Source organism: Paenibacillus sp. 2KB_22, assembly GCF_052115745.1.
Lineage (GTDB): Bacteria > Bacillota > Bacilli > Paenibacillales > Paenibacillaceae > Paenibacillus.
Map to the genome: position 1 here is coordinate 1541857 of NZ_JBFRHG010000001.1, position 24030 is coordinate 1565886.

General features: G+C 45.1%; 19 protein-coding genes and 2 pseudogenes. 4 read left to right on the forward strand and 17 right to left on the reverse strand.

Translation table 11 applies throughout. From position 1 onward, the window contains the following. Positions 1–158: 158 nt before the first annotated feature. A pseudogene (locus AB4111_RS06635) lies at positions 159–841 on the forward strand (G1 family glutamic endopeptidase). 145 nt (positions 842–986) lie between these two features. On the opposite strand, the gene AB4111_RS06640 reads toward AB4111_RS06635, so the two are convergent. From AB4111_RS06640 to AB4111_RS06690, 11 genes and pseudogenes are all read right to left on the reverse strand, one after another. Continuing rightward, the gene (locus AB4111_RS06640) at positions 987–1472 is read right to left on the reverse strand and encodes a hypothetical protein (RefSeq protein ID WP_442030910.1); all 486 of its coding nucleotides are present in this window, start codon (positions 1470–1472) and stop codon (positions 987–989) included. Positions 1473–1618: 146 nt separating this feature from the next. Next, positions 1619–3049: an NAD(P)-binding domain-containing protein gene (locus AB4111_RS06645; protein ID WP_442030911.1), complete on the reverse strand. Its 1431-nt coding sequence runs from the start codon at positions 3047–3049 to the stop codon at positions 1619–1621. 339 nt (positions 3050–3388) lie between these two features. After that, a complete protein-coding gene (locus tag AB4111_RS06650) occupies positions 3389–3628 on the reverse strand; it encodes a DUF896 domain-containing protein (RefSeq protein WP_036670038.1) in 240 nt (79 codons plus the stop codon). A 111-nt stretch (positions 3629–3739) separates the two neighbouring features. Next, entirely contained in the window at positions 3740–3874 is a 135-nt protein-coding gene (locus AB4111_RS06655) for a hypothetical protein (RefSeq protein WP_442031625.1), read from the reverse strand. A gap of 3 nt (positions 3875–3877) precedes the next feature. Beyond that, positions 3878–4470: pseudogene (locus AB4111_RS06660) on the reverse strand (hypothetical protein); the annotation flags it as partial. 314 nt (positions 4471–4784) lie between these two features. Then, a complete protein-coding gene (locus tag AB4111_RS06665) occupies positions 4785–5738 on the reverse strand; it encodes an SDR family NAD(P)-dependent oxidoreductase (RefSeq protein ID WP_442031591.1) in 954 nt (317 codons plus the stop codon). Positions 5739–5855: 117 nt separating this feature from the next. Then, on the reverse strand, positions 5856–6377 hold the full coding sequence (locus tag AB4111_RS06670) for a TetR/AcrR family transcriptional regulator (RefSeq protein ID WP_442031592.1): 522 nt from the start codon (positions 6375–6377) through the stop codon (positions 5856–5858). 335 nt (positions 6378–6712) lie between these two features. Further along, entirely contained in the window at positions 6713–7525 is an 813-nt protein-coding gene (locus tag AB4111_RS06675; protein ID WP_442030912.1) for a hypothetical protein, read from the reverse strand. Continuing rightward, positions 7526–8506 carry an ABC transporter substrate-binding protein gene (locus tag AB4111_RS06680; RefSeq protein WP_442030913.1) on the reverse strand — a complete coding sequence of 327 codons (981 nt, stop codon included), beginning with the start codon at positions 8504–8506 and terminating at the stop codon, positions 7526–7528. 108 nt (positions 8507–8614) lie between these two features. Then, positions 8615–10216 carry an AraC family transcriptional regulator gene (locus AB4111_RS06685; protein WP_442030914.1) on the reverse strand — a complete coding sequence of 534 codons (1602 nt, stop codon included), beginning with the start codon at positions 10214–10216 and terminating at the stop codon, positions 8615–8617. 80 nt (positions 10217–10296) lie between these two features. Beyond that, positions 10297–12312, reverse strand: coding sequence for a helix-turn-helix domain-containing protein (locus AB4111_RS06690; protein WP_442030915.1), 2016 nt, complete (start codon positions 12310–12312; stop codon positions 10297–10299). 393 nt (positions 12313–12705) lie between these two features. On the opposite strand from AB4111_RS06690, the gene AB4111_RS06695 reads away from it, so the two are divergent. The 3 genes from AB4111_RS06695 to AB4111_RS06705 all read left to right on the forward strand — a co-directional run bounded on the left by AB4111_RS06695 (position 12706) and on the right by AB4111_RS06705 (position 14207). Continuing rightward, positions 12706–13125 (forward strand): MarR family winged helix-turn-helix transcriptional regulator, encoded by a 420-nt coding sequence (locus AB4111_RS06695; protein WP_406880738.1) that lies wholly within the window; start codon positions 12706–12708, stop codon positions 13123–13125. A 26-nt stretch (positions 13126–13151) separates the two neighbouring features. Beyond that, entirely contained in the window at positions 13152–13802 is a 651-nt protein-coding gene (locus AB4111_RS06700) for a nitroreductase family protein (protein WP_076209073.1), read from the forward strand. Positions 13803–13910: 108 nt separating this feature from the next. Continuing rightward, positions 13911–14207, forward strand: a complete 297-nt coding sequence (locus tag AB4111_RS06705) for a putative quinol monooxygenase (protein ID WP_442030916.1) — start codon at positions 13911–13913, stop codon at positions 14205–14207. 265 nt (positions 14208–14472) lie between these two features. On the opposite strand, the gene AB4111_RS06710 is transcribed toward AB4111_RS06705, so the two are convergent. The 6 genes from AB4111_RS06710 to AB4111_RS06735 all read right to left on the reverse strand — a co-directional run bounded on the left by AB4111_RS06710 (position 14473) and on the right by AB4111_RS06735 (position 24027). Next, positions 14473–15393, reverse strand: a complete 921-nt coding sequence (locus AB4111_RS06710) for an NAD(P)-dependent alcohol dehydrogenase (protein ID WP_442030917.1) — start codon at positions 15391–15393, stop codon at positions 14473–14475. Between the two features lie 91 nt (positions 15394–15484). Beyond that, on the reverse strand, positions 15485–18172 hold the full coding sequence (locus AB4111_RS06715) for a LuxR C-terminal-related transcriptional regulator (protein ID WP_442030918.1): 2688 nt from the start codon (positions 18170–18172) through the stop codon (positions 15485–15487). 192 nt (positions 18173–18364) lie between these two features. Then, the gene (locus tag AB4111_RS06720) at positions 18365–19714 is read right to left on the reverse strand and encodes an FAD-binding oxidoreductase (RefSeq protein WP_442030919.1); all 1350 of its coding nucleotides are present in this window, start codon (positions 19712–19714) and stop codon (positions 18365–18367) included. A 193-nt stretch (positions 19715–19907) separates the two neighbouring features. Further along, positions 19908–20435: a MarR family winged helix-turn-helix transcriptional regulator gene (locus AB4111_RS06725; RefSeq protein ID WP_442030920.1), complete on the reverse strand. Its 528-nt coding sequence runs from the start codon at positions 20433–20435 to the stop codon at positions 19908–19910. Positions 20436–20482: 47 nt separating this feature from the next. Beyond that, positions 20483–21295 (reverse strand): alpha/beta hydrolase, encoded by an 813-nt coding sequence (locus AB4111_RS06730; RefSeq protein WP_442030921.1) that lies wholly within the window; start codon positions 21293–21295, stop codon positions 20483–20485. A gap of 281 nt (positions 21296–21576) precedes the next feature. Further along, complete coding sequence (locus AB4111_RS06735) at positions 21577–24027, reverse strand: flavocytochrome c (protein ID WP_442030922.1); 2451 nt, start codon at positions 24025–24027, stop codon at positions 21577–21579. Positions 24028–24030 lie beyond the last annotated feature (3 nt).

A 24030-nucleotide genomic window follows, 5' to 3' on the forward strand; every position in this document is an offset into this window, starting at 1 on the left:
TAATCTCCTCAAAAAACAACCATTTTCATTCAAAATAATTTAAAAACCTTCAAAAAGTTGCATCTTTCGACTTATTTTCTTGTCCAATTGTCCCTTTCCCCAGCTCCTGAACACGCATCTGATAATCTAGACCCTATGTTACCAAAGGTGGTGACCTGATGACAGACCGTCCACACAAACGGCGAAAACCCTGTGCCCTGCAAAAGAAAAAGAAAGATTCCCCTTCTCACTTTGGGTGGATCTCCTCCAACTGGAGCGGCTATGCTCGTTCAGGAACACGGAACCAATACCGTCGCATCTCAGCGGAATGGACTGTCCCTTATGTTCTACCTAGCACACGTTCCTCATATTCATCCGCTTGGATTGGGATAGATGGCTTCAAGAACAGCAGTCTGATTCAGACCGGAACAGGTCACGACTGGATTCAAGGCAAGCCCAGCTATTAGCCTGGTGGGAGATCCTGCCTGACGCGGAGACCATTATTCCACAGCCCGTTTCCCCTGGTCATCGTATTCGAGCAGTCATCGCCAAATTAACGCGTAAAACCTGGTGCATTACACTCTCTAATCTAACGTTAGGCTGGACCTTCCGCACCATTCAGTGTTATTCGGGTCCGCAATCCTCAGCGGAATGGATTGTTGAAGCACCCACTGTTGGAAGCTCTATCGCCTCCATGGCGCGGCTTACCCCTGTAACCTTTAACAAGTGTCGCCTGAACGGACAATCTCCTGCTTTTCGTGCCTGCCAAAAGGGAATTATGATCCAAGGGCGGAGGATTGTCTCCATCCCTGGCAATCCTAATCGTTGCAAAGACGGATTCACGGTACGTCGCGACACTTAAGTATTTAATGATAAAACGATGTTTATTACTTCATGTTTTTAAAGTTGGGGTTTCTACCTGTCGTATCTCCATTAAAAATCCTGCAGCTCCAGCGCTTTATGCGCGGCGTTGCAGGATTTTGCTTTTCATGGGAATCTCATGACGTTTATGACTCTACAAGCCTTGCATCCGGTTTGGGTTTAAGCCATTTGCCATCCTCATTAATAAACGCCCCCTTGAAGCGGCCCATCTCCAATTGTTCAATCAGCCTCTCCTCGTCCATGACCAAAATCTCAGCGAGCTGCCCCGAGGTGTAATAATGAGCGGGATTGTAATCGAGCAGCACAGGAACAGACGTATCATATAGTTCTTTGATCAGATTCTCAAAGGAATGCCGACCCAGGTTCTTCATATCTCTATAGAACTGCAAATGTTGGGACACCATATTACGGAAAGATTTATTCTCCAGATGCATCCACAACGTATTGCAGGCCTGAACACTCATATGATTTTGTTCCACATCAAAATATTGAACTTCTTCGATCTTCATGTATTTCTCTTGAAATGCAACGATCTTAATCAGAGGTACATTTCGTTTACGTGACGCTTTCTTCACATGGGCCCTAAATTGTTCATAGTTCATTTCCTTCATCTATTATCCCTGCCTTTAACATGTTCCAACCGACATTTTACAACAAATCGAAGGCAAGTGTAACCTTCATTATGTGAAAAACAAAAAAACGTGCAGCATCAGATGCCACACGTTCATGATCTTTTCGCTATCTTATGGAGGTACACTTACTCAGCAAGGGCACCCGTTTTCACCCATGTAGCGGTAAATTCCTGTTCTTCATACGCATAGAATTGTTGCAAAATAACCTCCCGATCATCGAGGAACAATTGATCCGCGATGGCAGTGACCAGTTTGGGCACCGCACTCTTGGTCCCAGATATGGCTGATGCCGACAGACCACAGCTGGCGAGTGCAGAGTAATTGAATACAAACAGTCCGTGCAACTGCTTCTCACCTTGTTCACTCCTGCTAGTCATGGCAAACCCGGAACTCAGGTATGGATGTGCATCCAGCAATACATTACGATGCTCTGACGGAGCCTGATAACGGTCTTTCCAGCGCGCAATGTATGGCTCCACGAGCCTCAGCTCAGGACGAAGTGCCGGATCACTTAGCAGACCTGTGCTAATAATTAGAAAATCAAACCTATATGCTCCTTGTGCCGTATGCACAACCGCACCCTGCTCCGTCGCTTCTACATTCAACCAAGGCGAGTTCAAATGCAGTTCGAATCCAGGCCAGGCTGCCGCGCGATTAAACGTATCGTTGGTGGGTGGTTGATTGAATTTGAAGAAATGAGAGATCACTTCATATTTATCGGCAACCGGAAGAGCGTGGTATCGCTCAATCATACCGGATTGCTCCATCTGGCGAATAGGATTAACACTAGGCAGTTGTTCCCGCCGTACAAATACATGAGCTTCCGCCACACCCGTGGCAAGAGCATAGCTCGCATTATCAAAAGCAGAAGCGCCGCCGCCAAGCACAGCAACCCTTTTACCTTTTAACCGATCAAAATTAATCGCTTCAGACGTATGGGCATACAGCTCCCGAGGTAATCTATCCGCAATCATGGATGGCACATGCCACTCTCCGCCACCCTGTATTCCAGTAGCAAACACGACTTTGCGAGCAAGTATGACATCCATCTGAGTTCCTGCCTTTTTCACATGAAGTCGATGTATTCCGTTCTCTATGGGCTCAACCAGTGTCAATTTCACCTCATTAAGCACAGGCAGATTCAGCACTTCCCGATACCAGCGCAAATAATTCATCCATTCTCCACGTGGGATCTTGTCTACCTCTTCCCAACCTTCCCGTCCGACCTGTGCTTCCCACCATGAACGAAAGGTTAACGAGGGGATACCCAGATCGATGGAAGTCAGATGCTTGGGAGTACGCAAAGTTACCATACGCGCATAAGTTTCCCAAGGCCCTTCAAGCCCTGATGGATTCTCGTCAATGACGACAATATTGGAGATCCGTTCCCGAAGAAGTCCAAAGGCCGCCCCTAATCCACTCTGACCTCCGCCCACAATGACAACATCATAGACATGACCCTCTGCATGTTCTCTTGGACGTACCCAGTTCGCGCCACCAAATGACAAATAATCCAGATCATTCTTCACACGTTCATTCAAAGCTTCCAGGCTCATGATTCATCAACCCTTTCGAGATACATATATGATCTAGTCTTTTTTTAATTATTTTTGATGTAAGTTTGTTGTTAGTTAATATAAGAATAATTGTGCTATTACCTTGTGTTGTTGAAATATATTAGCGTTATTATATGGGTTATCGGAGATGAATTGAAGTTGGTGGTAGCTTTATTGTCACCGAAACTAAAAATAACTGACATGCTTGTTAATCTGCACGAAATTCTTAATGGATGGTACCTTCCTCTTTTGATGGGCTTGCTTTTAGACGGAAAATTTGCAGAATATAAAAAAAAGACAGACCAAGATGTAATCTTGGTCTGTCTTATTAAGGGAATGCTATTGGCCGGCCTGTTCACGGCGCTGCAATTTCTCATTGGTTAATTTCTCGGGGGTCACATCATGACCAAGTGGGTCTACAACGGATACTGCCAGCATGGTTGTCAGTACCTGACCTCGAATAGCCTGCAAATATTGTTTTCTTAGCTCGTGCTGCTCGCTTTGTTCTGCTTTTGTCAAACCAACGCTACTGCGTTGTTTTCGACTTAATTCGTTAATGCGTCCCAAAATAGGAATCATGAAATCCACCTCACTTGTTAGTCCACTTTCCAAAAGATATTTCGAATATCTTCAAACTAACTTATTACAATTTTACGAATTTGTCCATAGGCTCCACCCGTTGAGAATTTTTTAGGTGATCTCATGTACAGACCAATAAATACCATTTGTTGCGTCGCTGCCCAGGTTCAACGTAATCGTTAGCCCGTTTGCGGCATAGAACAATCCAATTACATCTCCAGCATTCAATGCCACTTCTACCGCCAACGCCCCGGTGAGTCCTGTCGTGCCAGTTACACCAGCAATTCCTGTTATGCCACTAACTCCGGTTGCACCTGTAACACCAGTTATTCCCGTCGTACCCGTACTTCCAATAGCTCCAGTTATACCTGTTAGCCTGTCTCTCCTGTTGGACCAGTCAAACCGATAGATCCCGTTACACCTGTGTTCCCTGTTAGACCGGTCTCCCCAGCAACACCAGTGGCCCCGGTCACTCCCGTCAGTCCTGTGAACCCTGTTTCTCCAGTAACATCTGTCGTTCCGGTTACGCCAGTCACTCCCGAGATACCTGTAATTCCGGTTGCTCCTGTCGCCCCAGTCGATCCAGTCGGTCCCATCGCGCCTGTGAATCCTGTTAGACCCGTTTCCCCAGTGACACCAGTCAGTCCGGTAGCTCCTTTTGCACCTGTGACTCCAGTTATTCCGGTACTTCCCGTGGTTCCAGTTACTCCAGTCCGTCCTATTAAACTGGTTGCTCCCCATATGCCGGGATACCCAGGGTCTCCGGTTAACCCAGTAGCGCCTGTTGCTCCAGTGAATCCTCTCATTCCCCGATAACCCCGTGGGCCGCGAAGGAAAGGAATCCTGTGGCTTTTCTTTTTTTTGCATTTACGTCTGCTTTTCTTACAAGACTTACTCTTCTTCTTTGGGATAGAGTGCTTTTTTGATTTTTTTGCTTTCCGTTTACCTGTACTGATTGAGGAAATTTTGCGTTTCCTTTTGGATATACCGCTCACAAGAGAATCCCCCCTCCTTGTACACCACGTCAAATCCCCGCATTTTACAATAGTACACTCTATGCCCTGGACTAGCTTTGTGCGCCCCTATTCAATATACCTATAAAACCTTCACGGTTAGTGATCAATCAATTACTTTTCTCTAAAAAATATATTCCCCTCTACTTCCCCTGCAACTCCTTAATCGTCAACGCAATTCCTTCTTCATAAGATGTTGCCACAACCGGGCCAATCCGTTCCTCATATTTCTGTCTACTCAAGATCAGGGGTTCCTCGGTCAGATATAACATTTCTACAATTTCTTTCATAACGGGTACACCTAGTCCAATCAACGACAATCCTATTTTTCCTAACGCGATCACAGGCTTTCTTCTCCTCGCAGCCTTCTGTGCCATATGCACAATCTCATGACCCGAGATGATCCCCGATCCAGGAATGTTCCAGTTCTGCCCATATGTCGTCTCCCTGCTTGCCAACTCCACCACCATGACCGCAGCATCCGGTAAATAGATGTACTCTCTGGGTACATTCATATTTCCGATAAAAAAAGCCATCTTGCCTTTCGCTATTGCTTCAAGCGTCGAACCCAGATAGGAAGCCTGATTGGCCGTTGGGCCATAATAGTCTGGCAAGCGAACAATCATCACCTGAGCTCTGCTCCATCTTCTGCTGAATAACATTTGTTCATAGGCAAGTCGTGTCTTGCCTTTGCGGGTATGTGGCTGCTTCGGATGTTCTTCCGTTACCTCTTTCATTTGTCTTTTGCCATAAGGGTAGATTCCGTCTATTACAACCACGTTCAGACCCAAGTGTTCTGCCGCCGCCATTACGGATTCACCCAGCGGAATCAGTCTGCTCTCCATCTCGTTATACGGAACGTTCGCACAATGGAACATGACATCAATTTCCTGGGAAGCAGCAATAATATCATCCGACCGAAATGCATCTCCCACTGCGATGTGCAAGTGATCCGGAGATCCCAACTTTACCGCAAGTTGCTCCAGTTTTTGACGGGAGCGCCCAAATGCAATCGTAGAAATTCCCCGTCTAATCAATTCCTCCGTAATCGCTGCACCTGTTCCACCAGTAGCTCCAATAACAATAGCTTTTTTCATCATATACCGACCTCTTTCATTAGTTTAGTGATTGATCAATTACTTCCTGAGAACAATATATACTATATTTAGTGATTGATCAATAACTAAATATAAAAAAGGGACTTTACTCCCTCTCTATCTCTCCTTCAGCTCCGGCATATCCAATGCTGTAGATACATTACACAACATCCCGATCGCTAGGAAAATCATGGTCCTTTTGAGTGGTTCCGCAATTCCTGCAACTGTGAAAGCTTCCAGTACCATGCTTCGTACATCACCAATGCCTTTTTGCATGGCCTGACGAATGACTTCTTCCCGGATGGTTTGCGCCTGCATTTGAAGCAAGATCTCGCTCTTGTGAGATTCCAGAATCTTATCGTAGGCTTCAATTAAGTCATTTTCCAACTGATCTGGCGTCGCCGTCTCCACAACGATTCGGAACGATTCAATCACTCGTGTCCATGAGACTTCAATTGCAGTTAATAATAAAGCCTCTTTTGTTTTAAAAAAACGAAAGATATAGGGCTGTGAAATCTCTGCCCGTTCAGCCACTTGAGCTGTAGTCGCACGATAATAACCAATTTCCGCGAAGACGTCAATCGCTGCTGAGATAATATCATTTCGCCGATTAACCGATGCTGCTGTATCTTTAGCCATCATTTTTCCCCTTCCAACCCACAGTTATGAATTGATCAATAACTTGAAGTATATCCGATTCATGTAATCAACGCAAAATCCAAAAACGTGAAAAGTCATTCATTTTTGAGCTTACTCGGATTTTATCCATACGTTTGCCTGAACCTTCCCGTCCAAAACCAACAAACCCGCAGACGTTGGCTTAAACCGCTGCAGGTTATGGAACATGTCGATGTCCAGACCGATTCCTTATAAAGAGGATTTGGGACATGGTCTCCCCCAAGCCTCTGGCGTCAGTTTCTAAGAGAACAAGGATCGTCGAAACAGATACGACGATGCGGTACAAAAATGTCAGTTCACTCCTGTAGAAGGTTGTGCAATCGGGATTCCGAATCCAGCTTCGGACAACTGTTGCAATAACCGTGTGTATGGCTTCCGTTCCCAACCTGATAAGCCAGACAACAATATCGGCGTATTAAGAACGGCGGTCCCTGCCACATGGGATGTTCGTATTGTTGTAGCTCAATGGCAAACGTATATCCATTATCGTTATGCCGATCCAGCCATATGCTTTGATCTTCCTTAATCTGTGCAAGCCGTTGATCCGTCTTCCATATTCTTTGATCATTAATCATGCGTGCATACAATTGTTGCACATTATGCGCAACCAGAGACCACATGACCTTCTCACTCGCCCCTGTACTAATGGCTACCGCTCGCAGGACAGGCTCTAGATGTAACAGCAATCTCTTCTTGAGCAAGCCACTCTCTGACCTGCGCTGAACAGGATTTTTACCCTCCAGAGAGGTTCTCTCCAGCAGAGTCTCATATCGCATGCCGCCTGCTCCATTCAATTCAAACCACACATCATCGTCCGCAATGCGAAGTGTGGTGTCGTATAGACTGAATGCGGAGATTACAGCCATTACTAAGACCGAATAACGCTTGGCAAAGAGTGTACCGACAGCTACACTCCCTTTTCCATCCAATTGAAGCCCTTGTTGCATAGCCTGTTCACGCAATATTAAGTCTCGTTTCTCTTCATCCAGCAGATCCTTCACCCGGAAAGGATACTTGGAATCATCGCAGTCCGCTCGAATCGTCGTCACAAAAAATTGCTGTAACGCTTCCGACATCTCTAAATAGTCATGTCTTGGATAACATCTCATCTATTGAATCATCTCTTCAACTTCGTTGATAATCTCGCTTCGCCCAATCGCTCCCCAGCCCTTAAACAACCAGAACGAGTCTGTCGTATAGACCTGATCTTCATCAACAGCTGGCACTCTCTTCCAGAGTGAGCTTGCATTGATGTTGTTTAAATACTCATCGGCATTCGGGTCAATCTCCAGAATTACAAAATCAGCATCCACATCTGCTATTTTCTCCATGGATAAGTCCTCACGCTGTTCAACAGGCGTCACAGCAGTGGGCACAAATCCAAGATCATGATACAACAGGGTGTTGGTTGGATGACCTTTTTCCGCATAAATTTGCAAAGTCTTCTCTCTGACACGTAAGTAAGCCAGCTTTTTCTGATCCAATTGTTCGATCTTCGCTTTGAGTTGTTCCGCCTGTTGTTCCACCTCTGCGATTTTCCCCTTGGCCAGATCTACCTTGTTGAACAACCCGGCTATCGTCAACAGATCCTGTGTCCAATACGTTGTGTCCTCTTCATAATCCAGCCATTCGTTACCAAGTACAATCGTCGGAGCGATTTTCTCCAACTGCTCATATGTACTCTCAGCAGTCCGACTCTCAACAACGATGACATCGGGATTGATCTGAAGAATAGCCTCCAGATTAGGACTATCTGCCGACCCTACCGTTGGCACATCAACAAGCTGATCTGCAAGATAAGGCAGATAATCTCCACCGTAACGAACTTCTACATTAACGCCTGCTGGTTTCTCACCAATCGTTAACATGTGATCGATGTAAGCGGCGGACAACACAACCATACGCTCTATCTTTTGCGGTACAACCGCTGTTCCTTTAAGATGCTCGATCGTTTGTGTACCACTCTCTTCTACAGGGGTATCCTGCTGCTCAGACGTTGCTTCATTTTCTTCCGATGTCTTGCCACATGCCGCCAGTACGAACACAAGCAAGGCCAACAGTATCATCGTTGCTGCTCTCTGTCTTACCATTTGTAGTAAATCCCCTCTACTATTTAATAATAATAATCATTATCATTATAGTAGGGAAAAGCAAACAAGCTTGCCATGGATTATTACACGCTCTTCACTTGCACAATATCACCGTACAGTAACACCAAGCTGCTCTGCTACATATCGCATAGCCCACATGCGTCCGGTTGGACCCAGCGTCTTGAAGAAAATGTCTCCTGCATTATAGACATGGCCTTCTTGAACAGCCTTTAATGCCACCCATTCACTAGACTGCTGCAATTGCCGTAGTTGAGCGCGCGCCTCTTCTGTAGGATCGACCATTACAAACACATGATCCGCGTCATATAACTGCAAATCGCTAACTTGCGTCTCCACAGCCCACTGATTTTCCGGGAAATGGCTAGGCAAATGGAAACCTAAGTCATCATACAACAGAGCTCCTGTCTGGTTATTCAATCCATACATTCGGTAGAAATGAGAAGTCACCCGGATGAACATGGCACTCTGTTTCCCCCATCTCGATTGAATTCGTCTTCGAAGCACCTGACTCAGGTTCGCATGCTGTTCAATCCACTGTACAGCCTGTTCGGTACGTCCCATAATGTCCGCCATATACAGAAGTCTTTCGCCAAAATGGTTGGTATGTTCCAGCATAGCGGTGGGTGCGATAAGATGGAGGGATTCATTCGGCTTCAAACGATCACTTGTGATGATCAGATCCGGTTGGACTCGTCTCAACTCGTCATAGTTCTGATTGAAGCTGTCCAGGATAAGTCCCTGATGACTGTGTGCTTGAAGCGCAGGAACAGCAACATGGCAAGCCACTCTCTGACCATAAGATAGTGCGGACACTGGTGTCATACCAAGCGTTATCACGTAGTCATCCAACCCGTAATACAAAGTGGCAATGCGACTTACTTTATTTTTCATATATAACGTCGGGGCGACACCTTCGTTTTTCTTGAAGACTCTGCTGAAATAGTGCTCATCCCTATAGCCCACCTGCTCCGCAATTTCCTTGATTTTATCTGAAGAAAACAACAGCTGCTTGGCCTTCGCCATACGTTGTTTCAGGATGTATTCAATCGGAGTCATATTTAATTGTCGTTTGAATGTTCTTATAAAATGATTCACACTAAGCCCTGCCATGCGGGCCATCTGATCGACTCGAATGTCTTTCATATACTGATGCGTCATGTATTCAAGTGCCCGATCCATCCCCGCTAAAGGGGGAGCTGCTTCATTCACGTGCATCATTAGCTGGATCAACAACTGATGCAAGAGATGTTTCCTGCGCGTCTTTTCCAGACTCGAGAAAGAGTCTTTTCCATGTACCAGGGTATCCATGCTCTCCCGAATATCAGACGCGTTGGAAGAAATGTTGAGTTTTCCAGTAACAGGAAAATCAACCGCACCGCTATGCCAAGCATTCCGGCTCCGGGTAAGTGTCACACAGGAAAATAAAATGATCTGATATCGGACGGGGGCTTCCATATCTGTCTGAAACTCCACATGCATTCCTGGCTTCAACAAAAACCACTCGTCTTGAGAAACCGTATGTACAATGTTATCGATAGACAAAGATCCCTTGCCAACGATGACCCTGCAAATGGCGAACCTTTTCCAGATCCGACGCTGTACAGCCCCCGGATTGCTAGAGTAATGGCAGACGTGGACAGCAGAGAAATGTAGTTGCTCCAGTTGTTGCACCCAATCATTTCCTTTCATGCTGACGTCTCCTCCCTGTTCTGATCCAATTCTATGTGAACTGATTACACTCTATTTTTCAGCTCCCAATAGTAAATTCTTTATACTATCCAACTGCAACTCCAGTGAATAGGGATCTTCCATGACAAACTCATCCTCTGTACCAAGGAACCATAGACGTAGACTTGTCCTTTCTGCACAGCAGGCAAACGTTTCCAAACCTCACTGTTCAAGATCTCTTTGGCGTCCTCACTACCCGAACCATATAAGAAGATATGATCTCCCATATACTCGGGCAGTACTTCAAGGGAGATCGTCTCGAATCCATCCTTCATTTCGAGTGCTTGCTGAGTTGGAGGCAATTTCAGCATCTCATAGATCGTGGAACTACCATAGTTCCCGCCTTCTGCACCAAGTACATACAACGCTTTGTATCCTATTTGTATGATGGATACGGTGTCGCCTTCTTTAATCACACCACCAATCTGCTTCTTAGTCTCTTCGATATTCTCTTCATATGTCGTGATCCATTGCTCTGCTTCCTTCTCTTTACCAAAAACACCAGCAATCCGGCGCAGCTTTTCCAGTGGGCCAGACGTTTTATCTCCTTCCCAATAAGGTAAAAAGACAGTCGTTGCAATTTTTTCGTAATCCTCAATATTTTTATCAATGGAACCGATGATGAGATCCGGCTCAAGTGACACTAACTTCTCCAGATTCATTGGGAACTCTCCTCCCAAATCCTCAATACCCGCTATAACATCAGCAGCAATGCCAGACTTTTCAATCCATCCTTCGTTCAGCATAAATGTTCTTACACCAACCGGTACAATGCCCAGTTTCAGCAGGTACCCCATGTATTGATCCGAAGCAACACGCTGCGGGTTGGCCGGGATTACCACATCTCCTCTCAATGTAGAAACCGTTCGCGTCTCTGGCTGTGCAGTCGATTTCCCTGCCTCCGTTGTCTGGTTTCCCGATTGTGAAGTACTCGCATTGGTCTCTGTTTGCGAACCACTTGCAGACGGTGCCGGAATGGCACAGGCCGCGAGTAGTAATGTGAGACACAGCATCATGCTTACTGCTGTCATTTTGAATTTTCCTTGCATCAGTAATTCCCCTCCAACATTCTTTTGATATTGATAATCAATATCATTATATAGAGAGGTATGTAGCGGATGAAGGGCATTTTCTTGCATCACACTGGGCAAATCTTGCTTTTGGTTCATTGCGAATGCCTTTTTCGAGTTATTTAACCGTTGGCTTAGACCTTTTTTGTAGCGAATTGGAGATAGTCCTTTGATTTTTTTGAAACTGCGACTCAGTGAGTGTGCATCCGGATAACCGACTTGTTCTGCAATCTGTTGCAATGTAGCACCCGTGTGTACCAGAAGATGTGCAGCCCTCTCCATTCGGATCTGTCCGAGATATTGAATGGGACTGATGTTCAACTTTTGTTTGAACAATCTGGACAAGTGCCCCACGCTGCATTCCAATGCTTCTGCCATTACATCAAGAGCTATGGGTTCGTGCAGATGAGCATTCATATAATCAATAGCTTGTGTGACCGTGTCCGGTTTCCATGGTTGAATGGATTGTCTATGTAAGTCTTCCAACAAAGAATATACCCATTGATGAAATAGAGTTTTGGCATGCAGCTTCGCGAGTTTGTTGGACTGTTCCCACTCCCGTTTCAATTTCTCCATACATTGATACATGTCCAGCGGATGGGTGGGCACAAGTGCGTATTGGTCATGGAACGGACGTTCATGATCCATTAGATGATGAATTTCCATACCACAGGGCAATGCAAGAATGGCTTTGTACAAAATCACATAATACGCCACACCCGAATCCGTCTCCATGTTTAAGTATGCTTGCTTTCCGCCATGAATAACGTGGAATCCATCTACGATATAACTGTGTTGATCCATACCTATCCGTGCACTTCCGTCGATGATGTATAGATAGGCACTCGCTGGCAGTTGATAAGTCTTCAGCTTCTCGCCGGGATGCAAAGCATTTTGGCGTACATCCAGTATTTTGACAAAAACATGATTCCACAGCTTGATGTGATCATTCAAATTCATATCTTCTGTACTTACCCTCCGATCCATATGCACCTTCATGCCTGCTCAGCTGTTGTATGAACTGCTGCCTGTTGCGTTCGCTCGATATGCCATTTCCTCTTCATTATAGATCAATTGATAATAATTCTCAATAACTCAACCCATCGATAGAAACTCATGCAGATGGACATCCTATACAGACGACATGCTTATGCACCGGGATAAAATGGTACACTCATCTTTTCTTCAGAACCTGTTGCAAAATCATAAAAGCCATGATATATTAATTGAGCCATCAATGATTGAGGCATCAAATATTGATACATCAATGATCGAGAGCATCCAAATAATCATTAGGCAATGGCATTGTATACTGCAACTTTAATTATTGGTTAACATACGCCGTTGTTCATGATTCAGATTCACCCGGGAGGTCTAGTCATGACACGTATTGTTTCCAAAGAAGAACAGATCATCAACCTGCTGAACGTGCTGGGCAACAAAATCAGTCCCAAGTTCGAACGCTGTACTGGCATCAGTTCTTCACGGTTTGAGATTCTGCATGAGCTCGATCAGGTTGATGAGATTAACCAGTCTATGCTTCAGAAAATGATCAACATAGATAGTGCTGCCATTACACGTCACCTGAAGCAACTTGAGGCAGATCTAATGGTTACAAGACGTAAGAACCCCGAAGATAATCGGGTAACTTTTGTTCGTCTTACGGACCACGGTCGGAAGCAGATTGAAGGCTACAAAGTTGAGAAGACCAATTTTATCAATCAGATTTTGCAGGATTTCAGTGAAGACGAGGTTCAAGCGCTCGCTGATTTCCTCGAACGTATGCAGAACAATTTTTAACCCATATATAGAGGAGAGATCCATTCATGAGTACAATTCAAAGCAAATTCCAAAAAACAAATGATTTTAACGAAATTACCTACGGTCGTCGTTCTGTTAAACTATACGATCCTGAAGTAAAAATCAGCCGTGAAGAAATGACTGAAATTCTGTCTGAAGCTTCCCGTGCACCATCTTCGATCAATTTGCAGCCTTGGCGTTTTCTAGTTGTAGATACAGCTGAAGGTAAAGAAAAGCTTGCGCCTCTTGCAAGATTCAATCAAAATCAGGTTTTGACTTCTGCCGCTGTTATTGGCGTATTCATTGACATGAACAACGTTGAATATATGGATGAGATTTTTGGTAAAGCTGTAGAACTTGGTTACATGCCACAAGACATTAAGGATATGCAGCTCAAAACTGTAATGCCTTATTACGAAAAGATGGCTGCTTCCGATCTTCGTGACGTTAACCTAATCGATGCTGGCCTTGCTTCCATGCAATTGATGCTTGCTGCACGTGCTCATGGTTATGACACCAACCCCATCGGTGGTTATGAGAAAGATCAAATTGCAGAAGCATTCGGCATGGACAAAGAGCGTTACCAACCCGTGATGCTGATCTCTATTGGTAAATCAGCGAAAGAGGGTCACCCTTCTTATCGTCTGCCAGTAGAAACCATCACAACTTGGGCATAATAACAGGGAGTGTATCCCTGTAAGTCATGATTATATTTTTCCAATAGGTTTATATTACTAACAAATCTCAAACACACACCATCAAACACACTATGGAGGTTAACTATTATGATTATCATTCACGCACATCTGCAAATTCAAGCGGCTCAAGAACAAGCTTTTCTGGCTGCAGCTAAAGAACTGATCACGGCTACACGTCAAGAAGAAGGTAACATCAGCTACGATCTGGCAAAAAGCACAGAACACGAACAACAATACACGATGATCGAACTGTGGAAAGACGAAGCTACTACAGCTGCCCACAACACAAGCTCACATTTCCAGGCTTTTGTTCAACAAGCAGCAGCTTTTATGGCCGCTCCAATGAACGTGGAAGTATTTGCAGGAGAAAAAGTTAACGTTTAATTGCTCTATAACTGACATGCGTAGTGGCATGAGAAAAAGCCGCTTTTGGTCATATGACCAAAAGCGGCTTTTTAGTTCCCTTTCACCAATCGGGGTCGGTTGACCTCATGTACGTCTAAATAACTGCTGTGCAAATGTGTTGGCTAATTGTTCTAGTTCATTCATGGGGTGTACTTGTTTTCTTCTTAATACGATCTTCTCATGCTCCATTCATCCTATTAGATTCGTTAGGTTCCGTTCCAACTCAAAGAGGCCGCATTGCCAATTAGTTCTCATGTTTGACCGTAATCACGACATTTCCCCTCTTACGCCCTGTTTCCACATAACGATAAGCTTCCTGAATTTGCTCCAACGGATAACGTCTGTCTATCACTGCTTGGATCTCACCAGCTTCCATTAACTCTTTAAGAAGTATGATATCCTTTGCAGTGACCCGTGCGATCCCTTGCCCCTCAACAGTGACATATATACCATTAGGGGCCAAGATGTGCTGACACTTGGCTTTGGAGACTTTGCCGACAGCATCCATGATCAGATCATACCGCTGGCTTGTTTCGGTGAAATCGTCCTTCATATAATCTATAACATGCTTTGCACCAAGTGATCTCACAAGATCTACATTCGTTGTACTGCATACCCCCGTTACTTCTGCTCCAAAATATTTGGCGAGCTGCACCGCAGCAGTCCCTACTGCTCCCGAAGCTCCATAGATGAGCGCTTTAGATCCACTTTTAATTTTTCCTTTGCGCAGGAAATGTAAGGCCGTGGTTCCACCAAAGGGAATCGCTGCTGCTTCCTCATACGTTGCGTTGACTGGTTTCAGAGCAACTGGATCCTCTTCGGACAGACATATATACTGAGCATGGGCACCGAAAGACAATCCATTCATCGCAACCACCTGATCACCTAATTTAAATTGCGTTACTTTCTTGCCGATCGCCGTAACTTCTCCTGCCAGCTCTACGCCCAGAACCGAATTTCGAGGTTTTCGGAATCCAAAATATAGACGCATCGGCACCCAGTACAGGAACGGGACATTGGAACCCCGAACTCTACAGTCCCCCGATGTTACGGTTGTTGCATGTATTTTAATCTGAATCTCATGATCCTTGGGTGATGGCTTCGCTATGTCTTTAAGCCGCAACACATCGGGTGATCCATACTTTGTACATATGATAGCTCTCATATCTTCCCTCCACATATTCCTGTTTGCCAACAGTATATCGAGAAAGTGGGTTCGTTCCCTAGATACTAAAGTATCGTTCGTGAATAACAAGTTACAGGAGCTTCCATTCACGCGCTTTTGCCACTGCTTCGGTTCTCCGCTTCACCTGCAATTTGTCAAAAATAATACGGTTATGTCCTTTCACTGTCGGAAGTGCAATATGCAGAATCTCACTTATCTCCCGATTGGACCTCCCTTGTGCAATGAGATGTAATACCTCCAGCTCGCGCGCACTTAACGGGTCAATCGGTAATTTGGAAACGCAAGGATGTATGTCGGACTCTTCCCCAACAATTTCCCTTCTAATATTCTCAGCTTCAAATGCAGCCAATAATTGAAGCAGATATAAACGTGAGTCAGCGCGTGCTGTCATCCTCCTCAAAAGACTGTGCACGACAATACCTTCGTCTACAAATACACGAATAAAGCCTGCTGGCTCAGCCATCGTCATTGCCTCAATCAGGAGCTCGATAGCTTTTGTTTTATTTCCATGTTCCTCATGGATAACCGCCAGAAGGATTGTTGCCTTGAGTTGCTCATCCTGGAAGCCTTTGGTTATGGCCAAACGAAGACAGGATTCCATAATTCGAAGTGCCTGCAACGTATTTCCCTGCTTCAACAATACTCTGGCCTGACTGAAAGTATGATTTCTGTCCCATGATAATCGGACTGCTTCTTCGAGATCACCCTGACGAAGGAGTACAAGTATGTATGTGGCCGTAATATCAGGGAGTTCCTTCACAAAATTTTGCCGTTGTGCCGTATTGTTGATTCTGCTTATCATCGCAGCCGCATTATGAAGATCCCCTTGAGCCAGCTTCACTCGGGCAAGCCATAACTCACTTGCAACAACTCTGTCCGTTTGTACAAATTGCCTTGCCAACTGTAAGCTCTGTTGACCCTGCAGCAGTGCCGTGTCAAGATTATTCCGTGCATAATGAACCCTGGCCAGACCCAAATGCGCTTCACATGCAAAGGGTAGTGGCGGCTTACCTGCCATATTCAGCACCTGCTGATAAGATTCAGCCGCCAAGTGTAGCTGGTTGTTGGATTCCTGTATATTCCCCAAGCCCAGTGTCGCCATCATCGTGATGATATGATGGCCGATCTGGGTACTGTTCGCTAATGATTCCAGGTAGGACAGTTCAGCTTCTTCACGTTTCCCCTGGAGCTGGTATGCATATCCTAATGTCCAAGCTGTTGCTGCACGAATAGGAAGATTATGGGGATGCAAATATTGCAGTGCGTGAAGCGACTCCGCAATAATCGTATCCGCATCATGCCGGCTGACAGCCAGCGTGGCTCGGATGGAAGCGATATGTCCGATCAGATCAGAATCGATCTGCTCGGGGCCCATATCTTGTAGCGCTTGTTCAGCAGATTGCAACTTGGGTTCCACATCTACCACATGGCCTGACACCAGTAACGCAGCGGCATACATCACCCATAATGATGGGATTGAATCCAATTCCGCTGACGATAGAGAACCCAACCATTGAAGAGCAGGAACAACACCCCCGCGAAAAAGAAGTGGCATCCCCTTTCCTTCCAACAGATTCGATGCCCGATAAGTATCTGCCGCAGCTACAGCATGATTGAAAGCCTCCAGTTCCATTTGATGCTTCTCAAACCAGATACTCGCTCGCTTATGTATTTCAGTAACAGACAGAACAGTCTCAGCTTTGCCAGCGTAACTCGAAGTCTGGTGTACTCTTTTACGTAATAAATCTGCAAAAAGATGATGGTAACGATACCATCGCCTCTCATTGTCTAGCGGAACGATGAAAAGATTGGCTTGCTCCAGCCACTCCAACATCTCCTGTCCGGTAAATTCAACGGATTGATGTTCCTTTGGTTCACCTACATCAAAGAGCGCATCACACAATGAACCGCATAATCGATCCAACATGCACGTTTTCAACAGAAAGTTCTGTACCTGTTCGGTTTGCCCTTGTAATATTTCTTCCATGAGATAGTCGAGTACAAATGGGGCTCTGCCACTGAACGTTTCCATAGAGTGATTCGGATCTGAAGAACCCTGTATGGATAAGGCAGCTAACTGCAACCCCGCAACCCAGCCTTCTGTTCGTTCTTCAAGGAGAGCAATGTTTTCTTTTGAAAGTTTCAATCTCATGACCCGATCCAAAAACTCACTGATTTCGGGAGAATTAAAACGCAAATCACTGCCGCGTAATTCAACCAATTCTCCCTTTGCCCGCAGTCGAGCCAAAGGTAACTTGGGTTGCTGACGCGTAATCATGACGAGATGCATATGCGGGGGTATGTGCCTCAGTAAGTAGACAAGTGCTTGATTGATAACTTCTGAAGTCATGAGATGATAATCATCCAGAACAAGCACAAAATGATCGGATACATCAGAAATTTCATTCAGGAGATATGTAATTACAGTCTCAACGGGTGACGGCTCCGAAGATTGAACAAATCCTACGATGCCTTCTGCAAGTTTGGGGAAAATCGTCTGTAACGAAGCACATAGATATGTCAAAAAACGCGAAAGATCGTTATCCGCTTCTTCCAGCGAGAGCCAAGCCGTAGGTATTGAAGAAGACTTAACCCATTGATTGACTAGTAGGGTTTTGCCTGATCCTGCAGGAGCAGAGACCAGTATGAGTTTGGCGTACATTCCCTCGTCCAAACGGACAATCAGGCGTGGACGATCGACTACATGAGAGCGCTGAACTGGAATGGATAATTTCGTGGATAAGATCGGTGCATACATGAGCCATACCTCCATTCAAGGGTCACCAACAGCAACTGTATTGTTTCAAATATCGTTTTGGCATCTATACTACCATAAAAATCAAAAAGACACGCCATAAAAGACGTGTCTTTACTGTTATTAGTATGAGTACTTAGATGAATTCAACTTCTGATTAACACAAGCTGCTGATAAAAATAAATGGCTCTACCTTTACGCTCTACGAGCCGGCGTGATGCTTTGAGGATTGTTAAACACATTTTTCGGATCATACTTGGCTTTGACTCTCCGCAGTCTCGCATAGTTGGCTCCATAGTACACTGGACCGGAATTTTTGATTCCTTGGTCTGGAACGTTGATATAGGAACCGACGATGTATGGTTGCAATTTCTTGCGAGTATTACGAGCGAGTGCAATATTTTTAGCGGCATGGGATGGTTTGATCCACGTACTGGTCCATTCCACATAGAACTTCTCTTTCCGCCAGAAAAACGCGGTTGATCGAGGTGATTTGCGACTTACCGCTCCGCCCCAGTTGAGGAAATAGAACCCGCCTGGTCCCTCTTCCAAGTTCTCCAAAAATGCGCGCATCGTTTTGATGGCTTTATCGGGAAACGGTTTTCTTCCGAAACCGGAGGAGAACTGGTTACTGAACCTTTGCGTTTGAATCGGGTCAGGCTGCAATAAGAACTTTACAACCTCCGTGTAAGGCAACAAACGAACCGTGGAGCTCGTCGGCGTACCGACACTAGTCATTGGCTGCAATAATCGGAGGGCCTCTGTTTTAGAGCCTAGGAACAGTCCCTCCATCATAACATTGCCACCCTTTTTCGGTCCGATGGACAATTCACTGCCCAGTCTCGTATCAACAGACGGAGCCCACTTCTGCCATACTTTGAGCACCTTCTCGAATTGAGCCCATGGCCAGGTAATTTTAAATACAGTAGCCTTCGCTGGTGCCCGGCGCACTTTGAATTTGTAACGGGTATATACTCCGAAGTTACCACCACCCCCACCACGTGAGGCCCAAAAGAGATCTGCATTATGATTTTTATTGGCCCGAATCACCTTTCCTTTGGCGTCCACCATCTCTACCTCAAGCAGGTTATCACTGATGAGACCGATGGTACGCTGGAGAGGCCCAATTCCCCCACCTAATGTAATTCCACCGATCCCTACAGTAGGGCTGTCACCAAAAGGCGCTATGAAACCTTGCTTGGCAAGGGTATTCGCAATTCTTCCCACGCGGTTTCCTGTTCCAACAACAACCGTTCCATTTTTTTTATCAAGTTTAATGGAATTCAGATCGCTCACATCAATCACAATTCCTCCGTTAACCTGTGAAAGATTCACTTCAAGCGCATGTCTGCCGCTCCGCGGCCGGATCGGAACATTGTTTTCACGAGCCCAACGGATAGCGTTGGAGACATCTTTCGTCTTTTGAGCAAAAACAAAAACTTTGGGATATCTGTCGGTATGCGGGTCCCAGTTCTTGCGTGCCGCTTCATATCCTGGATCACCTTTGTAAATAACCCGTCCGGTAAGCTTTGTTGATAATTTCACACATCTCACTCCCTGCTGAATAATTGTCCTACAGCCTCTGGTGCATCAAGCACTTTATACTGTATGAAGGGCATTCGCGGAGGGAATGGGCTGACGCCTTAATTTCAAAATTCGTGTTTCAGAGGAATCAAAAAGGAATTTCCCTTTCAGGCCACAGAACAGCCTTGAGGAAAATCCCTTTAATGTTGTTGAACTAGTCTCTGCCCACATCGGAATCAATTCTGATTAACTTGCGCGCTTCCTGTCCCTTTTCACCATACCAGACGAGTACATCGGCAAACAAATCCATGATGCGAATAAAGTTCTGTTTGTCCGCATCTGAAATCTGATCTGCATACTTGAAAATTTCATCAAAACAAAGCTCCCGCACAAATTCGGTGTATTTGGCATATACCTCGCGCCCTTTTGCCGAAGGTTTGACGTAAATATCTTTGCGGTTCCCGCTTAGATGGAATTTTTCGAGCAGTCCTTTTTCGGTCAGATTCTTCACGTTCTTGGAGAATGTACTGCGGCTTACGCCCAGGCGTGCGGCCATTTCCGTCATCTTCTCTTCCTTGTCCTCGGCTTCCAGAATGTATTCCAACGTCTGAATCTGTGAAGCCGAGAACATCATGTCTGTACCATAACTTCGCTGTAACTTATAGGTGTTCGAGTACGCGTTGCCGTATTTGATAATTTTCTCAATCAGTTCCCGATGGTCGCCCATCCAATCTAATTTCATGGGTAATCCCTTTCATCATTCAGATTCTCTCTCTTACTCTACTGAAATCAGATTCGTTTTTCAATCCATGCAATCGCTTCTTCAATAACGTCATCACGGGTTGGTTCATTAAATATCTCATGCATCAGATGAGCATAAATTTTGAGTGTTTTATCGGTTGAAGCGATATCTCCGTAAAAATCACGAGAATCCTTTTCGCTGACCAGCCCGTCATTAGCCCCATGCAGAACAAGTACAGGATCTATAAACTGCTCAGCGTTCTCCTTCAGCCATGTTATGCCATTTCCCAGACTGTTAAACAAATCTACAGAGATTTGCTTTTCAACTAGTGGGTCATTCGCGTAAGCGGATACAACTGCGGGATCACTACATACGCCGCTGCCCAGCTCATTCGGGAAATACGTGCCTGTAGGCAGATCCATAGGCAATTCTCCGGCAACTTTTGTATTGTAACGAGTGAGCGCTCCCGATAACACGATACCTCTGACCTTACCTGGATATTTCGTTCCAAAAGACGAGGTTGCGAAGCCTCCCATACTATGTCCGATAACAAACAGCGGAAGATTGCCGCTTTCTTGCAAAGCAGTCTCCACCACAACGTTGACATCCTCTATGATCTGGTGAAAATCACTGTAGAACGTACGCTGTCCTTCCGATCTAGCATGACCGCGATGATCGAATCGATATACGTTAAACCCGCGCTGGCTCAGCTTCTCTGTCACATAATCATATCGACCGGTATGTTCCGCTAATCCGTGTACAATAACGACAGCGGCTTTGGCATTTTCCACTGTATCCTTGCTGAAATAAAGCTGTGTGCCGTCAAAGGATTGAATTGTTGTCTCGATTTTAGTCATCATTTCCCCGTCCTTTTTGTAGTGTCCAAGCTTAAGCTCCGAGAGATCATTTCCTTCCGTCCTTAACTAGGACACGTATAATATAGTTCTCAATAAAAATAATATTGTTTCTTACAGAAACAATATATCATCTGGTATGTTCTCTTGTCTACAAAAAAAATAAAGCGCTTTCAGATTAGTTTCCAAGAACACATCTATGAATTGGAAATAACCCGACAAACACTAGGATATCCTTGTGTTTACCGGGTTGTTTAGATTTACAGCTTTAAATGGTCATGAATGATCTATATTTCTTTGTTTATATTCTCCACATCATTCATCTCATCCACAGCAGTCTTACCAGCAATTCGTCCAAAAGTAAAGATATCCGTCAAAGCATTACCGCCTAAACGTTTGCCTGCATGTATACCTCCGGCCACTTCTCCAGCGGCATACAGATGCGCTATGGGTTGACCGTTTTCATCCAATACACGGGTTTTCGTATCGATCTTAATACCGCCCATCGTATGGTGAACAGCAGGTTTTCTTGGTGTAGCGTAGAATGGAGCCTTCTCGACTTTTAAGCTAAACGTATCCTTATGGAACTCTGGATCAAAACCCGCATCCACATAGGAGTTGTACTTATCCATCGTCGCTCTGAGAACCTGAGGGTCCATATTGATTTGCACTGCCAGCTCCTCAATCGTCTCCGCTCTGAACAGAGTCCCTGCCTCAACTTGCCGATTGATCTTTTCCTCGCTTGTATTCGCTGCGGTTTTCTTGATCTCATCATCAGCGATCAGATAAAATAAGCTTCCTTGCTCAATAGCTGCTTTGGTTAAGACATCCCGTCCGGAAAATTCATTTACAAATCGTTCTCCCTTTTTGTTAACCATAACAAAGTTTTCAGGCGGTACTTGCAGCCCGCTGAAGAGCTCGCCAGTGTCCGGATCGGCAACAGGCATCATCTGAGTGAAGCCCATGCCTGTCAGTGCCGCACCTGCGCTCTTACCAAGCGATATTCCATCACCAGTCATCGCGTAGGAATTCGTCGTTTTAATATCATCATCAATATGGCTCCAGTACGTGTTATATTCCTTCAGCATCTGTGTATTTGCGCCAAAACCACCACTAGCAAGCACAACAGCTTTGGCATGAATGGTAATTTTCTGACCATTAACACCCGTTGCGATAACACCTGCTATTTTTCCATCTTCGATGATCAGTTGTTGGACCGGGCTATCAGTAATAATTTTCCCTGCATTCTCTTCTACATATTTACTAAGTGCAATGATAAAGGCTGAGCCATAACTTTTGACAGGTTTATGACCACGACGCCAAAGGGCACCTACTGGAGCAAACACGATGCTTTTATCGTATTCAACCCCGATATCCTCAAGCCATTGCACACTTTCCAAGGCATGCTCTGTGAGTACTTTAACCAGATCGTACTGTCCATAGATCATGTTTCCATTCAGGTCCGTTCGTTTGCCACCGAAATACGTTTGCATTCTGTGAAGCAGCGGGGAATCAAATAAATAAGCTTTCTGTGTGCCGAACTGTTCCTGATACGCTGCAAATTCTTCTTGAAGTGCATGAAAATCGTCTATATATTCCGGATGGATCAGGCTCTCATCGGTACTTAACAAATTCTCAATGGTCTGTCTTTCTCCTGGATTCTCGCTAAACTGTTGTTGCCATGCAGGATCTGCAGCATTGACAGGACCACCTGAACGGATGGTATTCCCTCCTACGGCAGGGTATTTCTCAAGAACGATAGCACTTGCTCCATGTTGTAAAGCTGTGGCAGCAGCACTTAGTCCAGCACCGCCTCCTCCTACAACGACCACATCACAAGTGTATTCTTCATCATCCCTCATCTGGCTGCTGGCAGGTTTTGCACGTCTTTTCAGAATATCCGGGTTAACTCCGGCAAGCTTAACCGCTTTGGATACACCGTTAATCACAGCGTTACTCGTTTCAGAAGCACCGGAGAGAGCATCCACATTCAGCGTCTGTCCCTCGATAATTTTATTCGGGATTCTTACAAAAACGACATCGGCGATACCTTCGGTTTCTCCCGTGGAATCAATATCGATACTTTCGATCCGATTTTCACTAAAGGATACCTTCATCGGCAGATTGCCACTATGACCTATGGCATTGACCTCATACACACCGGGATTATAAGTGAATTCTTCTTCTTCGTTCAACTGATTTGAAATTTTGGCAAAACGAAGGAATCGCAGGAAACAAGTTTCCAGGAAATCAACTGTTCCTTCATTGTTCAAGTCGCCTGATTCGTCAAATGCTTGATGTGCGCTGCCAAGCAAAAATTCATACCCTGGCATCACATTAGCTTCGACACCTGGTGCATCCAGAATTTGACGAAGATGCAGCTGTGCACGCGAGGAGCCTTGTGTTCCCTGTGACGCACCTATGATCATCACGGGTTTGCCAGCCAGCGGATGGATTTCAAAGCTCAACCATTCCAGCAGGCTTTTAAGGGATGAAGGGATGGAATGGTTATACTCGGGAGTCGCAATAATGACACCATCGCTTGCGCTAATTTTTTCATTAAACGATTGTATCATTGCACTGTTTGTTTGGTTATCGGACCGATTAAACATCGGAACATCTGCAATCTCTAGGATTTCAATGGCTGCTCTAGACTCAAAATGCTTTTGTATGAATTGAAGCAGCTTGCGATTATACGATTTCTTTGCATTTGTGCCCACGATCGCTATGATTTTCATTGT